19 protein-coding genes and 1 tRNA gene are annotated in these 18810 nt (G+C 63.0%); 11 read left to right on the top strand and 9 right to left on the bottom strand.

The genetic code is table 11. The features are described 5' to 3' along the window. The 3 genes from CCD76_RS02585 to CCD76_RS02575 all read left to right on the top strand — a co-directional run bounded on the left by CCD76_RS02585 (position 1) and on the right by CCD76_RS02575 (position 2038). Positions 1-651 (top strand): urease accessory protein UreF, encoded by a 651-nt coding sequence (locus tag CCD76_RS02585; RefSeq protein ID WP_087718121.1) that lies wholly within the window; start codon positions 1-3, stop codon positions 649-651. 86 nt (positions 652-737) lie between these two features. Continuing rightward, positions 738-1400: an urease accessory protein UreG gene (gene ureG / locus CCD76_RS02580; RefSeq protein ID WP_087717973.1), complete on the top strand. Its 663-nt coding sequence runs from the start codon at positions 738-740 to the stop codon at positions 1398-1400. A gap of 32 nt (positions 1401-1432) precedes the next feature. Further along, positions 1433-2038 carry a HupE/UreJ family protein gene (locus CCD76_RS02575; RefSeq protein ID WP_087717972.1) on the top strand — a complete coding sequence of 202 codons (606 nt, stop codon included), beginning with the start codon at positions 1433-1435 and terminating at the stop codon, positions 2036-2038. Between the two features lie 161 nt (positions 2039-2199). Here the strand turns inward: CCD76_RS02575 and CCD76_RS02570 are convergent, their stop codons facing one another. After that, on the bottom strand, positions 2200-3018 hold the full coding sequence (locus CCD76_RS02570) for a DUF1206 domain-containing protein (protein ID WP_087717971.1): 819 nt from the start codon (positions 3016-3018) through the stop codon (positions 2200-2202). 257 nt (positions 3019-3275) lie between these two features. Between CCD76_RS02570 and CCD76_RS02565 the strand changes: the two genes are divergently transcribed. After that, entirely contained in the window at positions 3276-3506 is a 231-nt protein-coding gene (locus CCD76_RS02565; protein WP_087717970.1) for a hypothetical protein, read from the top strand. Then, positions 3496-4980, top strand: coding sequence for a sodium:solute symporter family protein (locus CCD76_RS02560; protein WP_087717969.1), 1485 nt, complete (start codon positions 3496-3498; stop codon positions 4978-4980). The genes CCD76_RS02565 and CCD76_RS02560 overlap by 11 nt, the downstream gene beginning before the upstream one ends. A gap of 99 nt (positions 4981-5079) precedes the next feature. On the opposite strand, the gene CCD76_RS02555 is transcribed toward CCD76_RS02560, so the two are convergent. The 3 genes from CCD76_RS02555 to CCD76_RS02545 form a co-directional block, all read right to left on the bottom strand. Continuing rightward, on the bottom strand, positions 5080-5826 hold the full coding sequence (locus CCD76_RS02555; protein ID WP_087717968.1) for an amino acid ABC transporter ATP-binding protein: 747 nt from the start codon (positions 5824-5826) through the stop codon (positions 5080-5082). Next, positions 5823-6497, bottom strand: a complete 675-nt coding sequence (locus tag CCD76_RS02550) for an amino acid ABC transporter permease (RefSeq protein ID WP_087717967.1) — start codon at positions 6495-6497, stop codon at positions 5823-5825. The genes CCD76_RS02555 and CCD76_RS02550 overlap by 4 nt, the downstream gene beginning before the upstream one ends. A gap of 90 nt (positions 6498-6587) precedes the next feature. Next, positions 6588-7370 carry an amino acid ABC transporter substrate-binding protein gene (locus CCD76_RS02545; protein WP_087717966.1) on the bottom strand — a complete coding sequence of 261 codons (783 nt, stop codon included), beginning with the start codon at positions 7368-7370 and terminating at the stop codon, positions 6588-6590. 988 nt (positions 7371-8358) lie between these two features. On the opposite strand from CCD76_RS02545, the gene CCD76_RS02540 reads away from it, so the two are divergent. Then, complete coding sequence (locus CCD76_RS02540) at positions 8359-9030, top strand: hypothetical protein (RefSeq protein WP_087717965.1); 672 nt, start codon at positions 8359-8361, stop codon at positions 9028-9030. Positions 9031-9259: 229 nt separating this feature from the next. On the opposite strand, the gene CCD76_RS02535 is transcribed toward CCD76_RS02540, so the two are convergent. After that, positions 9260-9344, bottom strand: a tRNA-Leu gene (locus CCD76_RS02535). A 155-nt stretch (positions 9345-9499) separates the two neighbouring features. On the opposite strand from CCD76_RS02535, the gene CCD76_RS02530 reads away from it, so the two are divergent. The 5 genes from CCD76_RS02530 (at position 9500) to CCD76_RS02510 (ending at position 14402) form a co-directional block, all read left to right on the top strand. Continuing rightward, entirely contained in the window at positions 9500-10255 is a 756-nt protein-coding gene (locus tag CCD76_RS02530; RefSeq protein ID WP_256961054.1) for a ComF family protein, read from the top strand. A gap of 41 nt (positions 10256-10296) precedes the next feature. Beyond that, a complete protein-coding gene (locus CCD76_RS02525; RefSeq protein ID WP_087717964.1) occupies positions 10297-11283 on the top strand; it encodes a serine/threonine protein kinase in 987 nt (328 codons plus the stop codon). 236 nt (positions 11284-11519) lie between these two features. Continuing rightward, positions 11520-12077, top strand: a complete 558-nt coding sequence (gene folE / locus CCD76_RS02520; RefSeq protein WP_071232936.1) for a GTP cyclohydrolase I FolE — start codon at positions 11520-11522, stop codon at positions 12075-12077. 93 nt (positions 12078-12170) lie between these two features. After that, a complete protein-coding gene (locus CCD76_RS02515; protein ID WP_087717963.1) occupies positions 12171-12617 on the top strand; it encodes a hypothetical protein in 447 nt (148 codons plus the stop codon). A 270-nt stretch (positions 12618-12887) separates the two neighbouring features. Continuing rightward, positions 12888-14402: an NAD-dependent succinate-semialdehyde dehydrogenase gene (locus CCD76_RS02510; protein WP_179208820.1), complete on the top strand. Its 1515-nt coding sequence runs from the start codon at positions 12888-12890 to the stop codon at positions 14400-14402. Positions 14403-14538: 136 nt separating this feature from the next. On the opposite strand, the gene purH is transcribed toward CCD76_RS02510, so the two are convergent. The 4 genes from purH to prmA form a co-directional block, all read right to left on the bottom strand. After that, positions 14539-16170: a bifunctional phosphoribosylaminoimidazolecarboxamide formyltransferase/IMP cyclohydrolase gene (gene purH / locus CCD76_RS02505; protein WP_087717962.1), complete on the bottom strand. Its 1632-nt coding sequence runs from the start codon at positions 16168-16170 to the stop codon at positions 14539-14541. A 201-nt stretch (positions 16171-16371) separates the two neighbouring features. Continuing rightward, positions 16372-16617: a DNA-binding transcriptional regulator Fis gene (gene fis / locus CCD76_RS02500; RefSeq protein ID WP_071232932.1), complete on the bottom strand. Its 246-nt coding sequence runs from the start codon at positions 16615-16617 to the stop codon at positions 16372-16374. A gap of 59 nt (positions 16618-16676) precedes the next feature. After that, a complete protein-coding gene (gene dusB, locus CCD76_RS02495) occupies positions 16677-17711 on the bottom strand; it encodes a tRNA dihydrouridine synthase DusB (protein ID WP_087717961.1) in 1035 nt (344 codons plus the stop codon). Between the two features lie 194 nt (positions 17712-17905). Next, the gene (gene prmA, locus CCD76_RS02490) at positions 17906-18805 is read right to left on the bottom strand and encodes a 50S ribosomal protein L11 methyltransferase (RefSeq protein ID WP_087717960.1); all 900 of its coding nucleotides are present in this window, start codon (positions 18803-18805) and stop codon (positions 17906-17908) included. Positions 18806-18810 lie beyond the last annotated feature (5 nt).

Raw genomic sequence — 18810 nt, 5'->3', positions numbered from 1 at the left:
ATGGGGTTGATGCAACTCGTCAGCCCGGCCTTGCCGATCGGTGCCTTTGCCTGGTCGCAAGGTCTCGAGAGCGCCTTCGAGCTGAACTGGGTGAGCGACGAAGAGAGCCTGAACGCGTGGTTGTCCGGCGTGCTGGAAGACGGTCTGACGTCATGTGAGCTGCCGGTGCTGGCCCGGCTTCAGGCCGCCTGGGCGGTGGAGGATCACGAGGCGTTGCAGTACTGGAACGATTGGCTCCAGGCCAACCGCGAGACCGCCGAGCTGGCAGAGGAGGATCTGCGTCTGGGGCAGGCGTTGGTCCGCCTGCTGGATGATCTCGATCTGTTGCCGGTGTCCGGCTGGCTACCGCAGCGCCCGACTTACGTCACGCTATTCGCCTGGCTGGCCCATCGGCGCGGTGTTGCTGTCGAGGATACCCAGCTCGGCTTCGCCTGGGCGTGGCTGGAAAACCAGCTGGCGGCTGCCTGCAAGGCGCTGCCTCTGGGGCAGACCGCTGCGCAGCGGCTCATCGAGCGGCTACGGCCCGAGCTGGCCAGCGCCGTCGAGGTGGCCAATCGGTTATCGGATGCCGAGCTGGGTCCGGTTCTGCCGGGCCTGGCGCTGGCAAGCGCTCTGCACGAGACACAGTATTCACGGCTGTTCCGCAGCTGACGAAGACGCCGTCCGAATGCCGCGATTCATTCAGCGTCTTCGGACGAGATAGCCGTTGAAGGTGAAGGGAATAGGAGAGCAACAAGATGAAGCACTGTTTACGCGTCGGTGTCGGCGGCCCGGTAGGCTCCGGGAAGACCGCGCTGCTCAAGCAGCTCTGTCTGGCGCTGCGCGAACACTACGATATCGCCGTGGTGACCAACGATATCTACACCCGTGAGGATGCCGACTTCCTGCTGCGCCACGATGCCCTGGCCGCAGATCGCATCATCGGCGTGGAAACCGGGGGCTGCCCGCATACCGCGATTCGCGAGGACGCCTCGATGAATCTGGCGGCCATCGATGACCTTCACTCGCTACATCCCTCGCTGGAACTGGTGCTGGTGGAATCCGGCGGCGACAATCTGGCCGCCACGTTCAGTCCCGAACTGTCGGACCTGACGCTTTACGTGATCGATGTCTCCGCCGGCGACAAGATTCCGCGCAAGGGAGGGCCGGGTATCACCAAATCGGATCTGTTGATCATCAACAAGATCGATATCGCCGATTACGTTCATGCGTCGCTCGAGGTGATGGAGCGCGACGCCAAGAAGATGCGCGGCGAACGCCCCTTCGTGTTCACCAATCTGCACGACGGCGTCGGTGTCGAGACGATCGTCCGTTTCATCCTCGACCGCGGCATGTTGCCGGAGCGACGCGGTAAGGCGTGTAGAGACATCGAGGATCAGGCGTTGCTGAGCGCCAACTGAGTTTGCGTCCGTTTCATTCAAGGAGAACCGTCATGACTTCATCCCTTCTCACTGCTCGGCGTCTGGCCTGGCTGGCCGCACCGGTGACGATGCTGGCTGCTTCGGCGGCCATGGCGCATCCCGGAGCGCTGCCGCACACCCACGGCGGCAGCTTTCTTGCCGGCTTGATGCATCCGCTGTCCGGCCTGGACCATCTGCTCGCCATGCTGGCGGTCGGGTTGTGGAGCTGCCGTCAGGCACCCGCGCTGCGCCGTGCCATGCCGCTGCTGATTGCCCTGGGCATGGTCGCCGGTGCCGGGCTCGCCTGGGGTGGCGTGCCGCTGCTCGGCGTCGAGTTCGGTATCGCCTCCAGCGTTCTGCTGGCAGGGGCGTTGCTGGCCAGTCTGGTCAAGCTCCCCAGCGCGCTGGGCGGAACGCTGGTCTTCGCGTTCATCCTGCTGCACGGCCACGCCCACGGCAGCGAGCTCGCACCGGGCGCGTCGGCGGCGCTCTACGCGCTCGGCTTCGTCATCGCCAGTGTGGGTATCACGCTGCTGGGTCGCTTGACCGGCAGCTGGCTGATGCAGCGCGACAACCGCTGGATGCGCGGTATCGGCGCCGCCATCGCCGCCGCCGGCGGTGCGCTGATGCTGGGCTGATTGTCGGCCGAGCCGCCTCGTATCAGAAGCGGAAAAGTTCTCTGGGGCCATCAGGTGCCAGCCTCTGGAAGCCGCCCATCATGGGCGGCTTTCTCTATCGGCCCCAGTTGTCTTCGATCTCCGACCGGTCGTTCCGGAGCCACATGCTTCGTGATAATCGATCAGTGCCGCGGATGACGTACCCGGCGATAGCCGGCATTGATGAAACAGTAGCCGCCATAGGCGATGAGGCCGACGGCCACCGCGCCGAGAAGCCAGTCGCCGAAGGGCTGATGCGCCAGCAGGTCCAGGGCCGCGCCGAGACCTTGCGCATCGCCGGGCGAGAGACGCCACGCAGCTAGTGCGAGCAGCCCGCCGATCAGCAGGAAGGTGACACCGCGGGCCGCCAGACCGAGCCGGGCGATGGCTTCGAGCAGGGGCAGGGGCGGATTGGGCCGGCTTTGCAGGTGCCAGTTCTTGCGATAGGCGCGTCGCCAGGCGCGCACCAGTTGATGGAAACCGACGCCGACGAAGACGAGGCCGATGGCCAGCAGCAGCCAGCGGCCGCCCGGGAGACCCATGAGCCGTTCGGTGTTCTGGGAGGATCCGCTGCTTTGCGACTGGGAGAGGCTCTGAAAGATCAGCGTGGCACATTGCCAGGCCAGCGTGGTATAGAGGCCGCCGCTGATCGCGAACCCCAGCCGCTGAAGCCAGCCTTTCCAGTCGTTGCCCTTGCGCTCGGTATCCCAGAACGCCTGAGCCAGGCGCCACAGGACGTAAGCGGTGAGCCCCAGACCCATCAGCGCCAGCAGCACGCGTCCGAACGGCCACAGCGCGATTTTGCGAATGACGTCCGAAGCGCCGCTTTCGCTGCCGCCAAGCCCTATCGTGGTCAGTAGCGCCAACCAACCGATCGTCAGGTAGATGATTCCCTTGGCGACATAGCCTGCCGATGCAGTATGTTGCAGCCACTCGCGCAGGCTGAAGTGAATCCTTTTCATGCCGTTCCCTATGATTGAGCGGCTACTAGCCTAGAAGAGAAAATGGCTTCACGATACGGCGGGCGGGCGTCAATGCCCGATGCGGTATGATTCTATGGCGCTTTGGGCTTGCGGCGCCAGACACTTCAAGGACGAGTCTCCTCGAAGACGAGACGTTCCAAAGGTGAGACGCTCCAAAGACGAGACTCTTTCAACGACTAGGTTCTTCAAAGGCCAGATTCTTCACAGGCCAGACTTTGCAAAGGCTAGACACATCGATGAAACATTATGTCGTCCGCCCACGTTCGGGTAAGGGATGGATCCTGACTCTGGCGTTCGTGGCGCTGATCGCTCTGGGACTGTGGCCGGTGATCGGCTGGTTCAACCAGCCGCGGCTATGGCTGGGGCTGCCGTGGCTCGCGGTATGGACCTACGTGATCGTGCTGGGGTGCTGGCTGGTCATGCTCCTTGCCAATCGCTGGCTGCGGGTGTCTTCTCATGACGACTAGTCTGTTGCCGCTGTGGATCACCCTGGGGTACATCGGCGTTGCGCTGTTCATCGGGTTGCGCGCACGTGGCGGGCACCTGATGGATAGCCTGGAGGAGTGGGGCGTTGCCGGGCGAAGCATGGGGCCGATAACGCTCTATCTGCTGATCGCGGCGGGCAGCATCAGCGCCTACACCTTCATGGGCGCGCCCGGCTGGGCCTACAGCAAGGGCGTTGCCGTCTTCTACGTGGTGATCTATCTCTCCTATCTGGCGCTGGTGGCATGGTATTGCGGCCCCAAGGTGTGGGCCTTCGGCCAGCGCTTCGGACATGTCACCCAGGGCGCGGCTATTGCCGACCGCTACCAGAGTCCGCTGCTCGGCGGGCTGGCGGCGCTGGTGATGTCGATCGGCTCGCTGGCCTATGCGGTACTCCAGACGATGGGGTCCGCCTACATTCTGTCGGTGATGAGCGGCGGGCGGATCCCGGTCTGGGCCGGCGTGATCGTGATTCTTAGCGTCATCGCGATCTATCTCTATGTCAGCGGTCAACGGGCCATCGGCCTGACCAACGCCTTTCAGGGCATCCTGATGCTGGTCGTGGCCTGGACGGTCGGGCTGTGGGCGGCTCATCACGCTACCGGCGAGATGGGGTTCGCGGGTGTCTTCGAGCGCCTGGCTGCCGAACGGCCGGCGTTTCTGACCCTGCCGGGGGCCGATGGCAAGATGAGCTTCGCGTTCTGGACCACGTCGATCATCGTCTCGATGCTCTCGTTCATGCCGCCGGTCTGGAGCCAGTGGATGAGCGCGCGTTCGGCCGACACCATTCGCCGCAGCGCGACCTGGCTGCCGACCTACTATATCGTCGTGCTGCCGATGGTGGTGGTGGGCTTCATCGGCATCACCGCGCTCCCCAATCTGGGCCGGGCCGATACCGTGGCACTCGAATTTGCGCTGCAGAACCTGCCGAGCTGGCTGGTGGGCCTGCTGGGAGCGGGAACGCTGGCCGCTGCCATGTCATCCTGCGAGCCGTTTCTGCATTCGGTGTCGATGGCCTATGCCAAGGATATCGCTCAGCCGCTGTTTCGCCTCGGCGATGCGGCCACCGCGCGCCTCGCTCGTCGCTTGCTGATTCCGGTGATGGCGTTGATCGTGGCACCGGTGGCGATCAGCGAGCCGAGCAATCTGATCATGATCCTGCTGGTGGGACTGGGGTTCGCGACGCAAGTGTTGCCGGCATTCATCGGCATGTTCCTGTGGACCCGCGCGTCACGGAGGGGTGTGCTGGCTGGGATCGTGAGCGGGTTCAGCGTGACGCTGGCGTTCACGCTGATCTGGCCCAATCCGCTCGGCATTCACGCCGGGTTCTGGGGTTTGATGATCAACCTGCCGCTGTTCGTGATCGTCTCCTGCCTGACGCCGCCCGTGAGAGACGACGTGGTGGAGCGCTTCTTTGAGCTTGCCATCCCTGGCAGGCTCCCTTCGGGACGCCGCTAGGCGGCGTCGAAAATCGCTCCCGACGATTTTCTGCCAGCAGCGCGCCAACGTTTTCAAGACCGTCTTCGACGCGCTGATCCCGCTGGCGACGAACGTCGATCAGACGGCGTTCGCCGCCAGGATCTTGCGCAGAAACTGCTGCGTGCGCTCGTCCCTGGGCTGGCTAAACAACTCCGCAGGCGGGGCCTGCTCGATGATGCGGCCCTGGTCCATGAATACCACGCGATCGGCGACCTCGCGGGCGAACTGCATCTCGTGAGTGACGACGATCATGGTCTGATGTTCCGCCGCGAGCTGCTTCATCAGGCCGAGCACTTCCTCCACCCATTGCGGGTCCAGCGCGGATGTCGGCTCGTCGAACAGGATCACGTCGGCATTGGCCGCCATCGCTCGGCCGATGCCCACGCGCTGCTGCTGGCCTCCGGAGAGCGAGGCGGGATAGGCATCGGCCTTGTCGGCCAGGCCGATGCGCTCGAGAATCTCGCGGCCTCTGGCGTAGGCCTTGGCCTTGGGCATGCCGTCGACCACGATCATGCCCTCGGCGATGTTCTGCAGCGCAGTCTTGTTGGCGAACAGCGCATAGTTCTGGAACACGAACGCCGTGCGTCGTCTCAGCGCGAGGATCTGTTCATGGGTCGCGCGGGTCGCGTCGAGACTGAGATCGCCAACGGTCAGATGGCCGGCATCGGGCGTCTCGAGAAAGTTGATGCAGCGCAGCAGGGTTGACTTGCCGGTCCCGGAGGGGCCGACGATCACGATGATCTCGCCGCGCTCGAGGGTGAGATCGATGTCGTCGAAGACGACGTGGTCGCCGAATTGCTTGCGAATGCCCTTGAGTTCGATCATCGCTGATACGCCCGGTTGAGTCGTTGTTCCAGCCATTTTTGCACCCAGGAGAGTGCCTCGACCACGATCCAGTAGATCACCGCGACCACCAGGAAGGCCTCGAAGTAGAGAAAGCTTCCGGCGGCTTCCTTCTGGGTCGCCCCCATCAGCTCGGTGACGCCGAGGGTGAAGGCCAGCGATGTCGACTTGATCATGTCGATGAAGTAGTTCATCAGTGTCGGTGTTGCTATCCGGGTCGCCTGCGGCAGCACGATCCGTCGCATCAGTTGCGCTCGTGTCATGCCGATGGAGAGTGCGGCTTCGGTCTGGCTCCGGTCGATGCCCACGATGGCGGCGCGAATGGACTCCGCCATGTAGGCGGAGAAATGGAGCGTCAGGCCAAGGATGGTAGCGGTGATACCGTTGATCGCCACCAGGAAGGTCAGTACCTGAGGCAGTCCGTAGTAGAACAGGAACAGCTGGACCAGCAGCGGCGTGCCGCGAAAGAACGAGATGAACAGCAGCGCAACGGCGTTGAGGCCGGGAATACGAGTCACCCGTATGACGGCGAGCAGGCAGGCCAGCACCAGGGCACAGGCCATGCCGGCGGCTGCCATCTCGAGCGTCAGGGGCAGATAACCGAGAAGAATGGGCACCAGGCCCAGCATGTAGTCGAAATCGAGTGCGTGCATAGTGCGTGGCGCTCCGCGCTTGGCGACCTCAGATAACGGAAAAGCCCATGGCGCCGGTCAGCGCCATGGGCCGTTGCTGTGAAACGTCGATCACGGTTGGGTAATGTCGGTCCCGAACCATTTCTCCGAAATGTCGCTCAACTTGCCGCTTTCACGCAACTCGGCGAGCGCCTCGTCGATCCTGTCCTTCATCGCTGCTCCTGCTTCGTCGTCGCGGAACGGGTAGGCGTTCTCGATCCGGGAGAAGGGCTGGCCGGCCAGCTGCAGCGGCAACGGCTTGTCCTTGATCACCTGCGTGGCGCTGACGCGATCCATGACGAACGCATCGGCGCGCCCCAGGGCGACGTCCTGTTCGATGTTGGAGTCGTAGGTCTTGATGTTGATGTCATCCGCGTAGGGCAGCTCGTTCAGCAATTGCTCGTAGTTGGAACCGAGGTTGACCGCGACCGTCTTGCCCTTGAGGTCCTCGACGCCGTGGATGGCATCGTTACCCTTGCGAACCACGACCTGTGCACCATCGTAGACGTAAGGATCGCTGAAGAGATATTTCTCCTGGCGTTCCGGCGTGATGGTGATCTGGTTGGCGATGGTATCGATCCGCCTGGAGTCCAGCATGCCGGCCAGCCCGGAGAAGCTGGCGGTCACGAATTCGACATCGTCGCCGGTGATGTTGCCGATCGCGTTCATCAGATCGACCTCGAAGCCCTTGAGCTCATCCTGTTCGACGTAGGTAAAGGGATAATAGCCGCCCGACATGCCGACTCGCAGCGTATCGGCCTGCGTTGTCATCGCGCCCAGAGACGTGGCGAGGCCCAGTGCCAAGGCCAGCGTGGTTCGGCGCCACGGCGCGGTTGAAGTCGATCGTTTTGCCATGAGAACAGATCCCCCCTGAAGCAGAATTGGGTGATGGATGAGTCAATGCCATCCGTCACGGTCATGCGCGCAGGATAGCGCAGTTTCCGTTTTTGGTAATAAGAGAATTAATTGATATGCCCATTTGTTTGGCGCTATAGGAGGGCGGGCAGGCGCTTCGGCTGCCTGAACTGCACGCCTGTCAGAGTCCGCCTTCGCCGTTCGCGTGGTCTGCATGCTACTCATTGTTGGACAATAGTCTGTACCTCGCTTTGCTGTCTGTAATGTATTGATCTAACATTTGCCCAATTCTTTCTGTGAAGGCTGCTGCAGGGACGTGACCAAGGGACTTACGCTCGGCGTTGGTTAGTGGCATGGGCCAGGGAACGAGTCGCAAGGCTCAGGAGCTCAGGAAGGGTTGGCGCGTGGCTGGCGGAGGTGCTGTGTGGTCTCTTTCGCCTCTGGCATTGAGCTCCATGGCGCAAGTGTAGGCAGGTGTCCCGAAAGCCGGCGTCCTTCCGTCGGTTTTCTTCTCCAACGGATACTCGATCCCCTTCGGCGGGTTCTCTCTTCTTTCCGGCTCTCTCGCGCGATTCCGGCATGACTGTCATTCCAGGCAGTAAAAATTTGATGGAAACTTGACCCGAAGATAACTCTTGTATAACTTTATCCCCGTTAGCTGACTCACCGTACCCAAGGATGGGCTCAAGGACGTACCAGGTGAGTTGGATCCGCAGTCACGGAAGACTGCCAGCCTGTCGGACTCAGGATGGGGATGACAAGGCTCAAGCATTACCGTGAACCACGCTTCGTCAGGATGACGCAACGATAGGACAGGAAGTCCGGGTTCAGGCGGTTAGTTAAAGGCGGGCCGAGAGGCCCGCCTTTCGTATTTCCGAGGCCTGGCCTCGTCCGTGCTCTGTTACACAAACTAAGTTATATCGCCCGCCATCGTTCTCGCCTACATTGACGCCTTCTCGAGTCAAGCAGGCAGGAGCCGATCACGACCATGGAATGGTTGTCAGAACACAGTAAAGCGATTACCGCCATCACGAGCATATTGACGCTCTTTGTATGGTTCTTTTACGCCCAGATCCTCTACCGGAACTTCGCCCGAACACGGCGCCCTCGCATCATTATCAATCGTGGTCACGGCAACGACCTGACCTCGCTTTGCCTGATCAGCAACATGAGCTCCGAGCCGATCTTTCTGGAACATATCATCGTGACCTTGCACACCAGCAAGGGTTCGTTGACCAATGACATGATCGACTTCGAGGCCGACCATCGGCAGGACAAGGCCGATTCCGAGGACTCGTCGGAAGCGGAACACGAGGAACGTAGGCAGGGCATGCAGTCCAGCCAAGGGCCCATGCTCTCCGGGAGCTACAGCCACGTCGGGACTTTCGAGGCCATTCTGAAGCGCTTGTGCAGCGTCCACGGTGTAAAGCTCGAACGCAATCGCCCGATGGATGATACTGTGTTTCACTTTCTCGATATCCGCGTCGTCGCCATCTACGGCAGTGAAGATCACCCGATCGGTGCGGAGCGCCGCTTCCGCCTGCATATGAAAGAGGGTGATAGCTGCACTCTGGTACCGGTATCGCTGGACACCAAACGCTATGCCAATCGGCTCCAGCGATGGCGCGTCCGGCAATGGATACGTCATCTCGACGAGTGATCGTTCCTCGAGCGGAAGAGTATGGCGGGCTCGGTCGCCTCTGGCACCGCGAGCGCTCCATAGCGTTCCCCAGCGCATGCTTGTACACACGAACTTTCGATATACATATCGATGTACCGCGCGAGATGGGATGAACCAGATTGATCTAGTGCGATCAGGGCGGTAAAGCCGCTTGGATGCTGGCTTTTCGGGATTGGCGTTACTTCAGAGGAGAGTCAGGAAACTTGCTTGGTGCGGATGGGGAGACTCGAACTCCCACACCTTTCGGCACTAGAACCTAAATCTAGCGTGTCTACCAATTCCACCACATCCGCAATTCGATAGGCGCGCTCATTGTACTGGCGGCTTCATCGATGTCAATCGTTGCTCGATCGAACCCTGGTGGCTAGCTGCCGGCGCTTCAGTTTTCGCCGCCGCGGTCGACATCATCATTGAGATGATCGAGAGCGGAGCAGTCGAGAGAATACCAATGATGCGGCGTCTGGAAGTGGTGCGGCCAATGGCTCGCGGATTGGTGGACTGGATCAACGCGCAGTTGAAGCGGGCGCTGCCGGGTTACTGTGCCTTTTGCCATACGGCCGTCGCTGGCGGTTCGCCCTGGTGCGTCGAGTGCTTTGCGGATATGCCCTGGAACCAGAGCGCTTGTTCTCTCTGCGCCGAACCGCTGCCGATGCTCTCCTCTGCGTCGTCAGCGCCGCGCCAGTGTGGGCGATGCTTGAAGCATCCCCCCGCGCAGCAGGCCGCGTGGGTGCCGCTGCGCTACGAGTCGCGGGTGGCTCGTCTGATACAGCGCTACAAGTTCTCGGCGGATGCGAGGGCTGGCGAGGTGCTGGTTCAACTCATGCTTGCCACCCTGAGCCGATCGCCCGATGTCGGCGAGGCGGTGATCGGTGTCCCCGGTCACCGCGAGCGGACCCGGGAGCGTGGATTCGACCACACGGCGTGGCTGACGAAGCGTCTGGCCGCGCGGTTGAAAATGCCGGTGATCGAGGCCGAACGACGGCGCGAGACGCCATCCCAGCGTGGCCTGGACCGCCTCTCTCGGCGGCGCAATGTGAAGCGTGCGTTCACCGTGGCCCAGCCGTTACCGCCGGCGGTCGTGGTCGTCGATGACGTGATGACCACCGGCGCGACGCTGGAGTCGCTGGCGATCGCCTGCCGGGAAGCGGGGGCGCGGCGGGTCACGGTGCTGGCCTTCGCGCGTACGCCCTCGGCACGAATCTGATAGCATGCGCGCATGCAACTCCGCCGTCAGTCGAGGTCCGTATGAGCGCCGTTTCCCTGCATCCGTTCGAGACATTGACGCCGCAGCGGGTCGTCGAGGCCGTCGAGTCGCTCGGCTTCTGGTTGCCCGGCGAGCCGTTCGCGCTCAACAGCTACGAGAATCGTGTCTACTCGTTGACCGACGACGACCGCCGCCGCTGGGTGGTGAAGTTCTATCGCCCGGAGCGCTGGAGCGACGAGCAGATTCTCGAAGAGCATGAATTTCTGCAGGCGCTCGCGGCGGAGTCGATCTCGGTGGGGGCGCCTTGGGCAGACGATACGGGTCGGACGCTGCATCACTTCGAGGGTTTCCGCTTTGCCCTGTTCGCGCATGTCGTCGGCCAGGCCCCGGAGCTCGAAGACCCGGCGCATCTCTTTGCTCTCGGCGAACTGATCGGCCGGGTCCATGAGGTCGGGGCTCGCCAGCCTTTCCGGTATCGGCTGCGGCTCGATCCGAACACGATGATCGAGGAGAGTCGCAGCCGAGTTCTCCAGGCGAGCTGGCTCGATGCTCGACAGCGCAAGACCTACGACCGCGTAATCGATTCGCTACTACCGCTGCTGGCGGATCACGCCTGGCCGGACAGCGCGATGCAGCGCGTTCACGGCGACTGTCACCTCGGCAATATGCTGGGGCGTGACGAGCAGTTCTCTCTGGTCGACTTCGATGACTGCCTGATGGCGCCGGCGGTGCAGGATCTGTGGATGCTGCTGACCGCCCAGTTTCCCGAAGAGTGGCAGATGCAGCTGTCCGAAATCATCGAAGGCTACGAGATGACCCGCGAATTCGACCGCCGCCAGCTCGATTGGATCGAGGCCCTGCGAACCTTGCGCCTGATTCGTCACAGTGCCTGGGTGACGGCGCGATGGGAAGATCCTGCGTTTCCCCGAGCCTTCCCTTACGTCGCCGAGAGCGGCTACTGGGATCAGCATATTCGCCATCTCGAACAGCAACGCGTGGCCCTCGACTCGCCGCGCTGGCTGGCCTGATCGGCTAGCGTCCTGTCGAAGTGCGCGACTCGCCCCGTGGCGAGTCGCGATGCGAATTGTCCGTATCGAAGAGACTGTCTGTGTCGGCGAAATTGTCCGTATCGACGCAATTGCCTGGATCGACGAGATAGTGGTGCCGCCGGAGTTTCGCTAGAATCGGCTGACACCGATTTGGGGGCCGAATGTGATCGCGGCCGCGAGCATTCGATGACGATACCGATAGACAAGGCAGCAACATGACAGAGCAACTGGCAGGCCACTTCCACGGGATTCTCGAGAAGCTGGGAGAAGATCCCCAGCGCGAGGGCCTGCGCGATACCCCGATGCGTGCCGCCAAGGCTATGCAGTTCCTGACCCAGGGCTACAGCCAGTCGCTGGAGACACTGGTCAATGGCGCGGTCTTCGCTTCCGATACCGATGAAATGGTGCTGATCAAGGACATCGAGATGTATTCGATGTGCGAGCATCACGTGCTGCCGTTCATCGGCAAGTGCCACATTGCCTATCTGCCCCAGGGCAAGGTGCTGGGGCTGTCGAAGTTCGCACGGATCGTCGATATGTATGCCCGCCGGCTGCAGATTCAGGAAAACCTGACCCGTGAAATCGCCGAGGCGATCATGCAGGTCACGGGAGCCCTCGGTGTTGGCGTGGTGATCGAGGCGCAGCATATGTGCATGATGATGCGCGGTGTGGAGAAGCAGAATTCCAGCATGACCACGTCGGTGATGCTGGGGAGTTTTCGCAAGAACCAGACGACGCGTCAGGAGTTCCTGATGCTGGTCAACGGTCGCTGACAGAGGCGCCGTCGGTCGTCGCACTCGTCAAAAGCCAGCCGGTAAAGCCAGTCGGTAAAGAGAGCCGTTAAAGAGAGCCACAAGGATAGCTGCATGGATGGTCGCCTTTTTCATTTCGACGACGAAGCCCAGACCGGCGAGGTGGAGAGCGACGGCAAGCGCTATCCGTTCGATTTCGCACAGTGGCGTGGTCGCGGCCTGCCCAGCGCCGGCACCCCGGTTCGCTTCGAGCTCCGCGACGGACAGGCGATCCAGGTCTTCAATCGCCCCGAGGCGCAGCGCCGCGCCAGCAGCACTCGCGGCGTCGACGGCAAGACACGGCGCAAACGACTTTCCCACTGGGCGCTGGCAGCGTTCGTGGTGTCGGTCGTCGGGCTGAGCGCCGGGCGTTACGCGCCGGTGGTGGAAGTCGTGGCGATCGTGCTGGCCTGGCTGGGATTGCGTCACGTGCATCGCCAGCCCCAGCGGTTCAACGGCTACTGGCTGAGCGGCACCGCGATCGCGATTGCCGTCGGCGTGACGCTCTGGTCGCAGCTGTAATCGCCCTGGCCCCGAGTGGCATCGCGATGATGCTGCCACGGCATCGGTCCGGTCACGAATGACGCGCTTATGAATGACTCGCGGCGTGACCGATCGTGACTGGCACAGGTGACGCTAACGCGCCATCCTTGACGCAGGAGTCGTGACACTGGCATCACTGTCACACGCCGTCGTCATGAACGATTTCATTGCTCGTCGCACCACGGCAACGACCGGCCTGCGTGGGCCGAATGCCTGCGATCGGCAAGCACATCAAGGAAGGAGTGAGTCATGCAATCCGACAAAGCACAGTCCGACAAAGCACAGTCCCTCAAGGTGCAGTCTGTCAAAGAGAGCGCGCTGTTCAGACCGTTTGCCTATATCGATGGTAACTGGGTTGCCGCCGACAGCGGTGAGCAGATCGATGTCGACAACCCCGCCACGGGCGAGATCCTGGGGCACATGCCGCGACTGGGCCGCGCCGAGACCGAGCGTGCCATCGACGCTGCCGAGGCCGCATTGCCGGCGTGGCGCAACCACACCGCGCTGGAGCGGGCCGACATCCTGATGAAGTGGTACGAGCTGATGCTCGAGAACAAGGATGAGCTGGCGGCGATCATGACCGCCGAGCAGGGAAAGCCGGTCAAGGAAGCGGCGGGCGAGATCGTCTATGCCGCCAGTTTCATGCGCTGGTTCGCCGAGGAAGCGCGGCGTATCTATGGCGACACCATCCCCGCGGCCAGCAACCAGCAGCGCATCGTGGTCACCAAGCAGCCGGTGGGCGTCGTCGGCGCCATCACGCCGTGGAACTTCCCCTCATCGATGATCACGCGCAAGGCCGCTGCCGCGCTGGCGGCGGGCTGCACCATCGTGATCAAGCCGGCCAGCCAGACACCGTTCTCCGCGACCGCGCTGGCCGCACTGGCAGAGCAGGCCGGTGTTCCGCGTGGCGTGTTCAACGTCGTGCCGGGCAAGGCCAGCGAGATCGCCAAGGCGATGACCGACTCCCCGGTGGTACGCAAGGTCACCTTCACCGGCTCGACCGAAGTCGGCAGCTCGTTGATGGCCGGCGCTGCGCAGCACATCCAGAAGATATCGTTGGAGCTGGGCGGCAACGCGCCGTTCCTGGTATTCGAGGATGCCGACCTGGACGCCGCGGTCGAAGGCGCGATCGCCTCCAAGTTCCGCAATGCCGGACAGACCTGCGTCTGCACCAACCGTTTCCTCGTCCAGTCGAGCGTGATCAACGCCTTCAGCGAGAAGCTGGCGGCCGCGATGAACAGCGAGCTCAAGGTCGGTGAAGGATTCGAGGAGGGCGTAAACATCGGCCCGCTGATCGATGACGATGCCGTGGCCAAGGTGACTGATCACATCAAGGACGCCACCGACAAGGGCGCGCAGCTGCTGCTCGGCGGCCACGAGCATTCTCTGGGCGGGCGTTTCTTCTCCCCGACGCTGGTCAGCCACGCCACGCCGGAGATGAAGGTCGCCAGCGAAGAGACCTTCGGTCCCCTGGCCGCGGTATTCCCCTTCGAGACGGAAGAGGAAGCCGTGCGCATGGCCAACGACACCCAGTTCGGGTTGGCCTCCTACTTCTACTCGAAGGATCTGGGGCGTGTCTGGCGCGTCGCCGAAGCGCTCGAGTACGGCATGGTCGGCATCAACACCGGCCTGATCTCCAACGCCAGCGCCCCGTTCGGCGGCGTCAAGGCCTCCGGCCTCGGCCGCGAAGGCTCCAAGTACGGGCTCGATGAGTATCTCGAGACCAAGTACCTCTGTATCGATCTGGGGAAAGAGCCAGACTGAGCTTCGGGCTTCGGGCTTCGGGCTTCGAGCTTCGGGCTTCGAGCTTCGAACGAAGAACGCCAGCGACAATGTCGCTGGCGTTCTTCGTTTCCACAGTCACGCTGCTTTTCGCGGCTCGCGGCTCGCGGCTCGCGGCTCAGTGCCGGAAGTGGCGCATGCCGGTAAACACCATCGCGATGCCTGCTTCGTTGGCGGCGGCGATCACTTCCTCGTCGCGCATCGAGCCGCCGGGCTGGATGACGGCGGTGATGCCGGCGGCGGCGGCGTTGTCCAGGCCATCGCGGAAGGGAAAGAAGGCGTCCGATGCCATGACGGAGCCTTCGACCTGCAGGCCGGCGTGTTCGGCCTTGATGCCGGCGATGCGGGCGGAGTTGACGCGGCTCATCTGGCCGGCACCGACGCCGACGGTCTGGCGGTTCCTGGCGTAGACGATGGCGTTGGACTTGACGAACTTGGCGACCTTCCAGGCGAAGACGAGGTCGTGCAGCTCCTGCTCGGTCGGCGCTCGCTGGGTGACCACCTTGAGATCCTCGGCGGCGATCATGCCGGTGTCGCGGCTCTGTACCAGCAAGCCGCCGTTGACGCGCTTGTAGTCCCAGCCTTCGGCGCTCTTCGCGGGCAGCTCGCCGCACTCCAGCAGGCGCACGTTGGTCTTGCTGGCGACGGCTTCGCGGGCTTCCGCCGAGATGCGCGGTGCGATGATGACCTCGACGAACTGGCGCGCGACGATCGCGCTGGCGGTATCGCCGTCCAGCTCGCGGTTGAAGGCGATGATGCCGCCGAAGGCGGATTCGCTGTCGGTCGCGAAGGCGAGGTCGTAAGCCTTGCGGATGCCGCCGTCGGCTTCCGGCACCACGGCGACGCCGCAGGGGTTGGCATGCTTGACGATCACGCAGGCCGGCTTGGTGAAGGACTTGACGCACTCCAGCGCTGCATCGGTATCGGCGACATTGTTGAAGGAGAGCGCCTTGCCCTGGAGCTGTTCGGCGGTGGCAATGCTGGCTTCCTGCTGGCCGGGCTCGACCGTGCCTGACTCGACCGTGCCCGATTCAATGTAAAACGCGGCTTTCTGGTGCGGGTTCTCACCGTAGCGCATGCCTTGCTTCTTGGTGAACTGCAACGACAGGGTGCGCGGGAAATCGGGCTCGCCGTTACCCACGCGCTGGCCGAAGTAGTTGGCGATGGCGGCATCGTAGGCAGCGGTATGCTCGAACGCCTTGATTGCCAGGTCGAAGCGGGTCTTGTGGCTGACGCCGCCCTCATGGCTGGCCATGTCCTTCAGGATGCGGGAATAGTCGTCGGCGCTGACCACGATCGTGGTGTGCTCGTGGTTCTTGGCGCAGGCGCGAACCATCGTCGGGCCGCCGATATCGATGTTCTCGACCGCGTCTTCCAGCGTGCAGTCCGGCTTGGCGACGGTCTGCTCGAACGGGTAGAGATTGACCACGACCATGTCGATGGGATCGATGCCGTGTTCCGCCATGACGGCGTCATCCTGCCCGCGCCGGCCAAGGATCCCGCCGTGAATCTTCGGGTGCAGCGTCTTGACCCGGCCATCCATGATCTCCGGGAAACCGGTGTGGGCCGAGACTTCGGTCACGGCGATGCCGTTTTCCTGGAGCAGGCGGTAGGTGCCGCCGGTCGAGAGCAGCTCGACGCCGCGAGCTGCCAGCTCACGGGCGAAGTCGACAACGCCGGTCTTGTCGGACACGCTGAGCAGTGCGCGACGGATGGCCCGGGGGGCAGTAGAAGCAGAATTTTGAGACATGCCAGTCCACTCTTTTTTACGGCGAGACGGTTGACGATGAGACGGCTGGCGCCCAGGGCATCGCCCGTCCGGATAGGCTCCGCTGGAGCGAAGCGAAGGAGATTCGGGTCAGGTCGTACGGTCGTGTCATTGTTTCGGATCGTGCCGGCTGGGTCGAATCATCATGGTGGATCGAACCGCGCCGCTGGATCAATCGCACCGTTAGATCAAATCGTACTGCTTGAGCTTCTTGCGCAGCGTGCCACGGTTGAGACCGAGCAGTTCGGCAGCGCGGGTCTGGTTGCCTTCGACGTTGCGCATCACGACCTCGAGCAGGGGCGCTTCGACTTCCGCCAGTACCATGGTGTAGAGATTCGAGACGGATTCCCCCTCGAGGTGCGAAAAGTAGCGCTCCATGACGCGCTCGACGCACTCTCGCAACGTCGTGTGAGACAGCGCATCGGGCATCTGAAGAGGATCGACCTCGGATGGGGATTCTCCATCGAGGGCTAAAGGCTGCCGGCTATTCATGCTGCGTGGGTTCCGTTACCGATCGCGGCGGCGTCACCGCGAAAGAGTTCATGGAGAAACTCGAATTGTTGCGTGGCCTGCTCGAGACGATTGAAACGGGCACGGTGTTCGCGGCCGGGGTCACGCGCGGCGAGATACCAGCCGACATGCTTGCGGGCGACTCTGACGCCGAGATAGTCGCCGTAATGCTCATGCAGCGCGCGCAGGTGACGTTGCATGGTGGTGGCGATCTCTTCCGCGCTGGGCGGCGCATGTTCGCGGCCGGTACGCAGGTAATGCTCGATCTCTCTGAACAGCCACGGGTTGCCCTGGGCACCGCGGCCGATCATCACCGCATCGGCGCCGGTGTAGGCCAGTACTTCGGCGGCGCGTTGCGGCGTCGTGATGTCCCCGTTGGCAAAGACCGGTATCGACACCTGCTGCTTGATGGCGGCGATGGTGTCGTATTCGGCCGTCCCGGTATAACGCTGCTCGCGGGTCCGGCCATGCACGGCGAGCGCGGCAATGCCGGCGTCCTCGGCAAGCCTGGCGACACGTTCCCCGTTGCGGCTCTCGGCACACCAGCCGGTGCGAATCTTCAGCGTGACCGGGATGTCGACTGCCGCCACCACGGCGTCGAGAATCTCCGCGACCAGCTTCTCGTCTCGCAGCAGGGCAGAGCCCGCCGCCTTGTTGCAGACTTTCTTGGCCGGGCAGCCCATGTTGATGTCGACAATCTCGGCGCCGGCTTCGGCGTTGAGTCGTGCGGCTTCGGCGAGCATCTGCGGGTCGCCGCCGGCGATCTGTACCGAACGTGGCCCCGGCTCGCCGCGATGGATCATGCGCTGGCGAGACTTGCGGGTATGCCACAGCCGACTGTCGGAGGTCACCATTTCCGACACCACCAGCCCGGCGCCCAGCTCGCGGCAAAGCTGTCGGAAAGGGCGATCGGTTACCCCGGCCATGGGGGCCAGAATCACGCGGTTGGGTAGCGTGTGATGGCCGATGCGGGGTAACGGGCGATCGGTCTGCGGTGACACCAAATCACGCATCGTTACAGAGGCTCAGGCAAAACGGGGAGGCTATGATACCGATCACCCCGGCGTTGTTGAAGCGCTGTTTGTCGACTCGCGACCTAAGCCGTAGCGCGCAGAGATACCGCATGAAACACTTTCAGGCGTGGGCAATGCCGCATGAATGTCTTCACAGCCGGAGGGCCGAGACGAGGGAGCGGCTTTACAAAACCTCAGCCCGGCCGGTGCCCGGTCAGCAGAACCCAGCCCTCTTTTTCCTGCGGCGCATCCATGAGAATGCCCTGGGCGCGATAGGCATCCAGCACCGATTCCGCCTGGGCAGCGAGGATGCCCGACAGCGCCAGCTGGCCGGCGGGGCGGACCCGGGCGGCAATCGTCGAGGCCATCTCGATCAGCGGTCCGGCCAGGATGTTGGCGACGACGACCTCGAACTCGCCCCGGCCGATCTTTTCCGGGTAATCGAGGATCAGGCTCGCCTCGTCGATCTGGTTGCGTTCGGCGTTGTCGCGGCTCGCCTGCAACGCCTGCGGGTCGATATCGACACCGACGGCGGTATCGGCTCCCAGCTTGAGCGCGGCGATGGCGAGAATGCCGGAACCGCAGCCGTAGTCGAGAATTTGTCGTCCGGCGAGATCCTGTGCGTCCAGCCAGCCGAGGCAGAGTGCGGTGGTGGGATGGGTGCCGGTGCCGAAGGCGAGGCCGGGGTCGAGCAGCAGGTTGACCGCATCGGGATCGGGCGCCTCGTGCCAGCTCGGCACGATCCACAGGCGCTGGCCCATGCGCAGCGGTTCGAAGCCGTCCATCCATTCGCGCTCCCAGTCGCGATCGGCCAGAAGCTCGTACTCGATCTGCGGCGCCGGGTCGTCGGGCAACTGCTCGGCCCACGCGCGCCGAACGCGTTCGATCATCGCCTCGACCTCGTTGAGGTCGTCGTAAAGCCCCGTGAGTACGGTTTCCGACCACAACGGGGTCGTGCCACGGTCGGGTTCGAACACCGGCTCGTCGTGGGCGTCCTGCAGGGTAATCGCGCTGGCGCCCTCGGCAAGCAGCAGTTCTTCCAGCCATTCGGCCTGCTCGGGGGCAATGGATGCCTTGAGTTGTAGCCACGCCATGACGG

Source organism: Salinicola salarius (assembly GCF_002179555.1).
GTDB lineage: Bacteria > Pseudomonadota > Gammaproteobacteria > Pseudomonadales > Halomonadaceae > Salinicola > Salinicola salarius_A.
The sequence above is the reverse complement of the archived record's forward strand: the minus strand, read 5'-3'. Positions and strand labels throughout refer to the sequence as shown.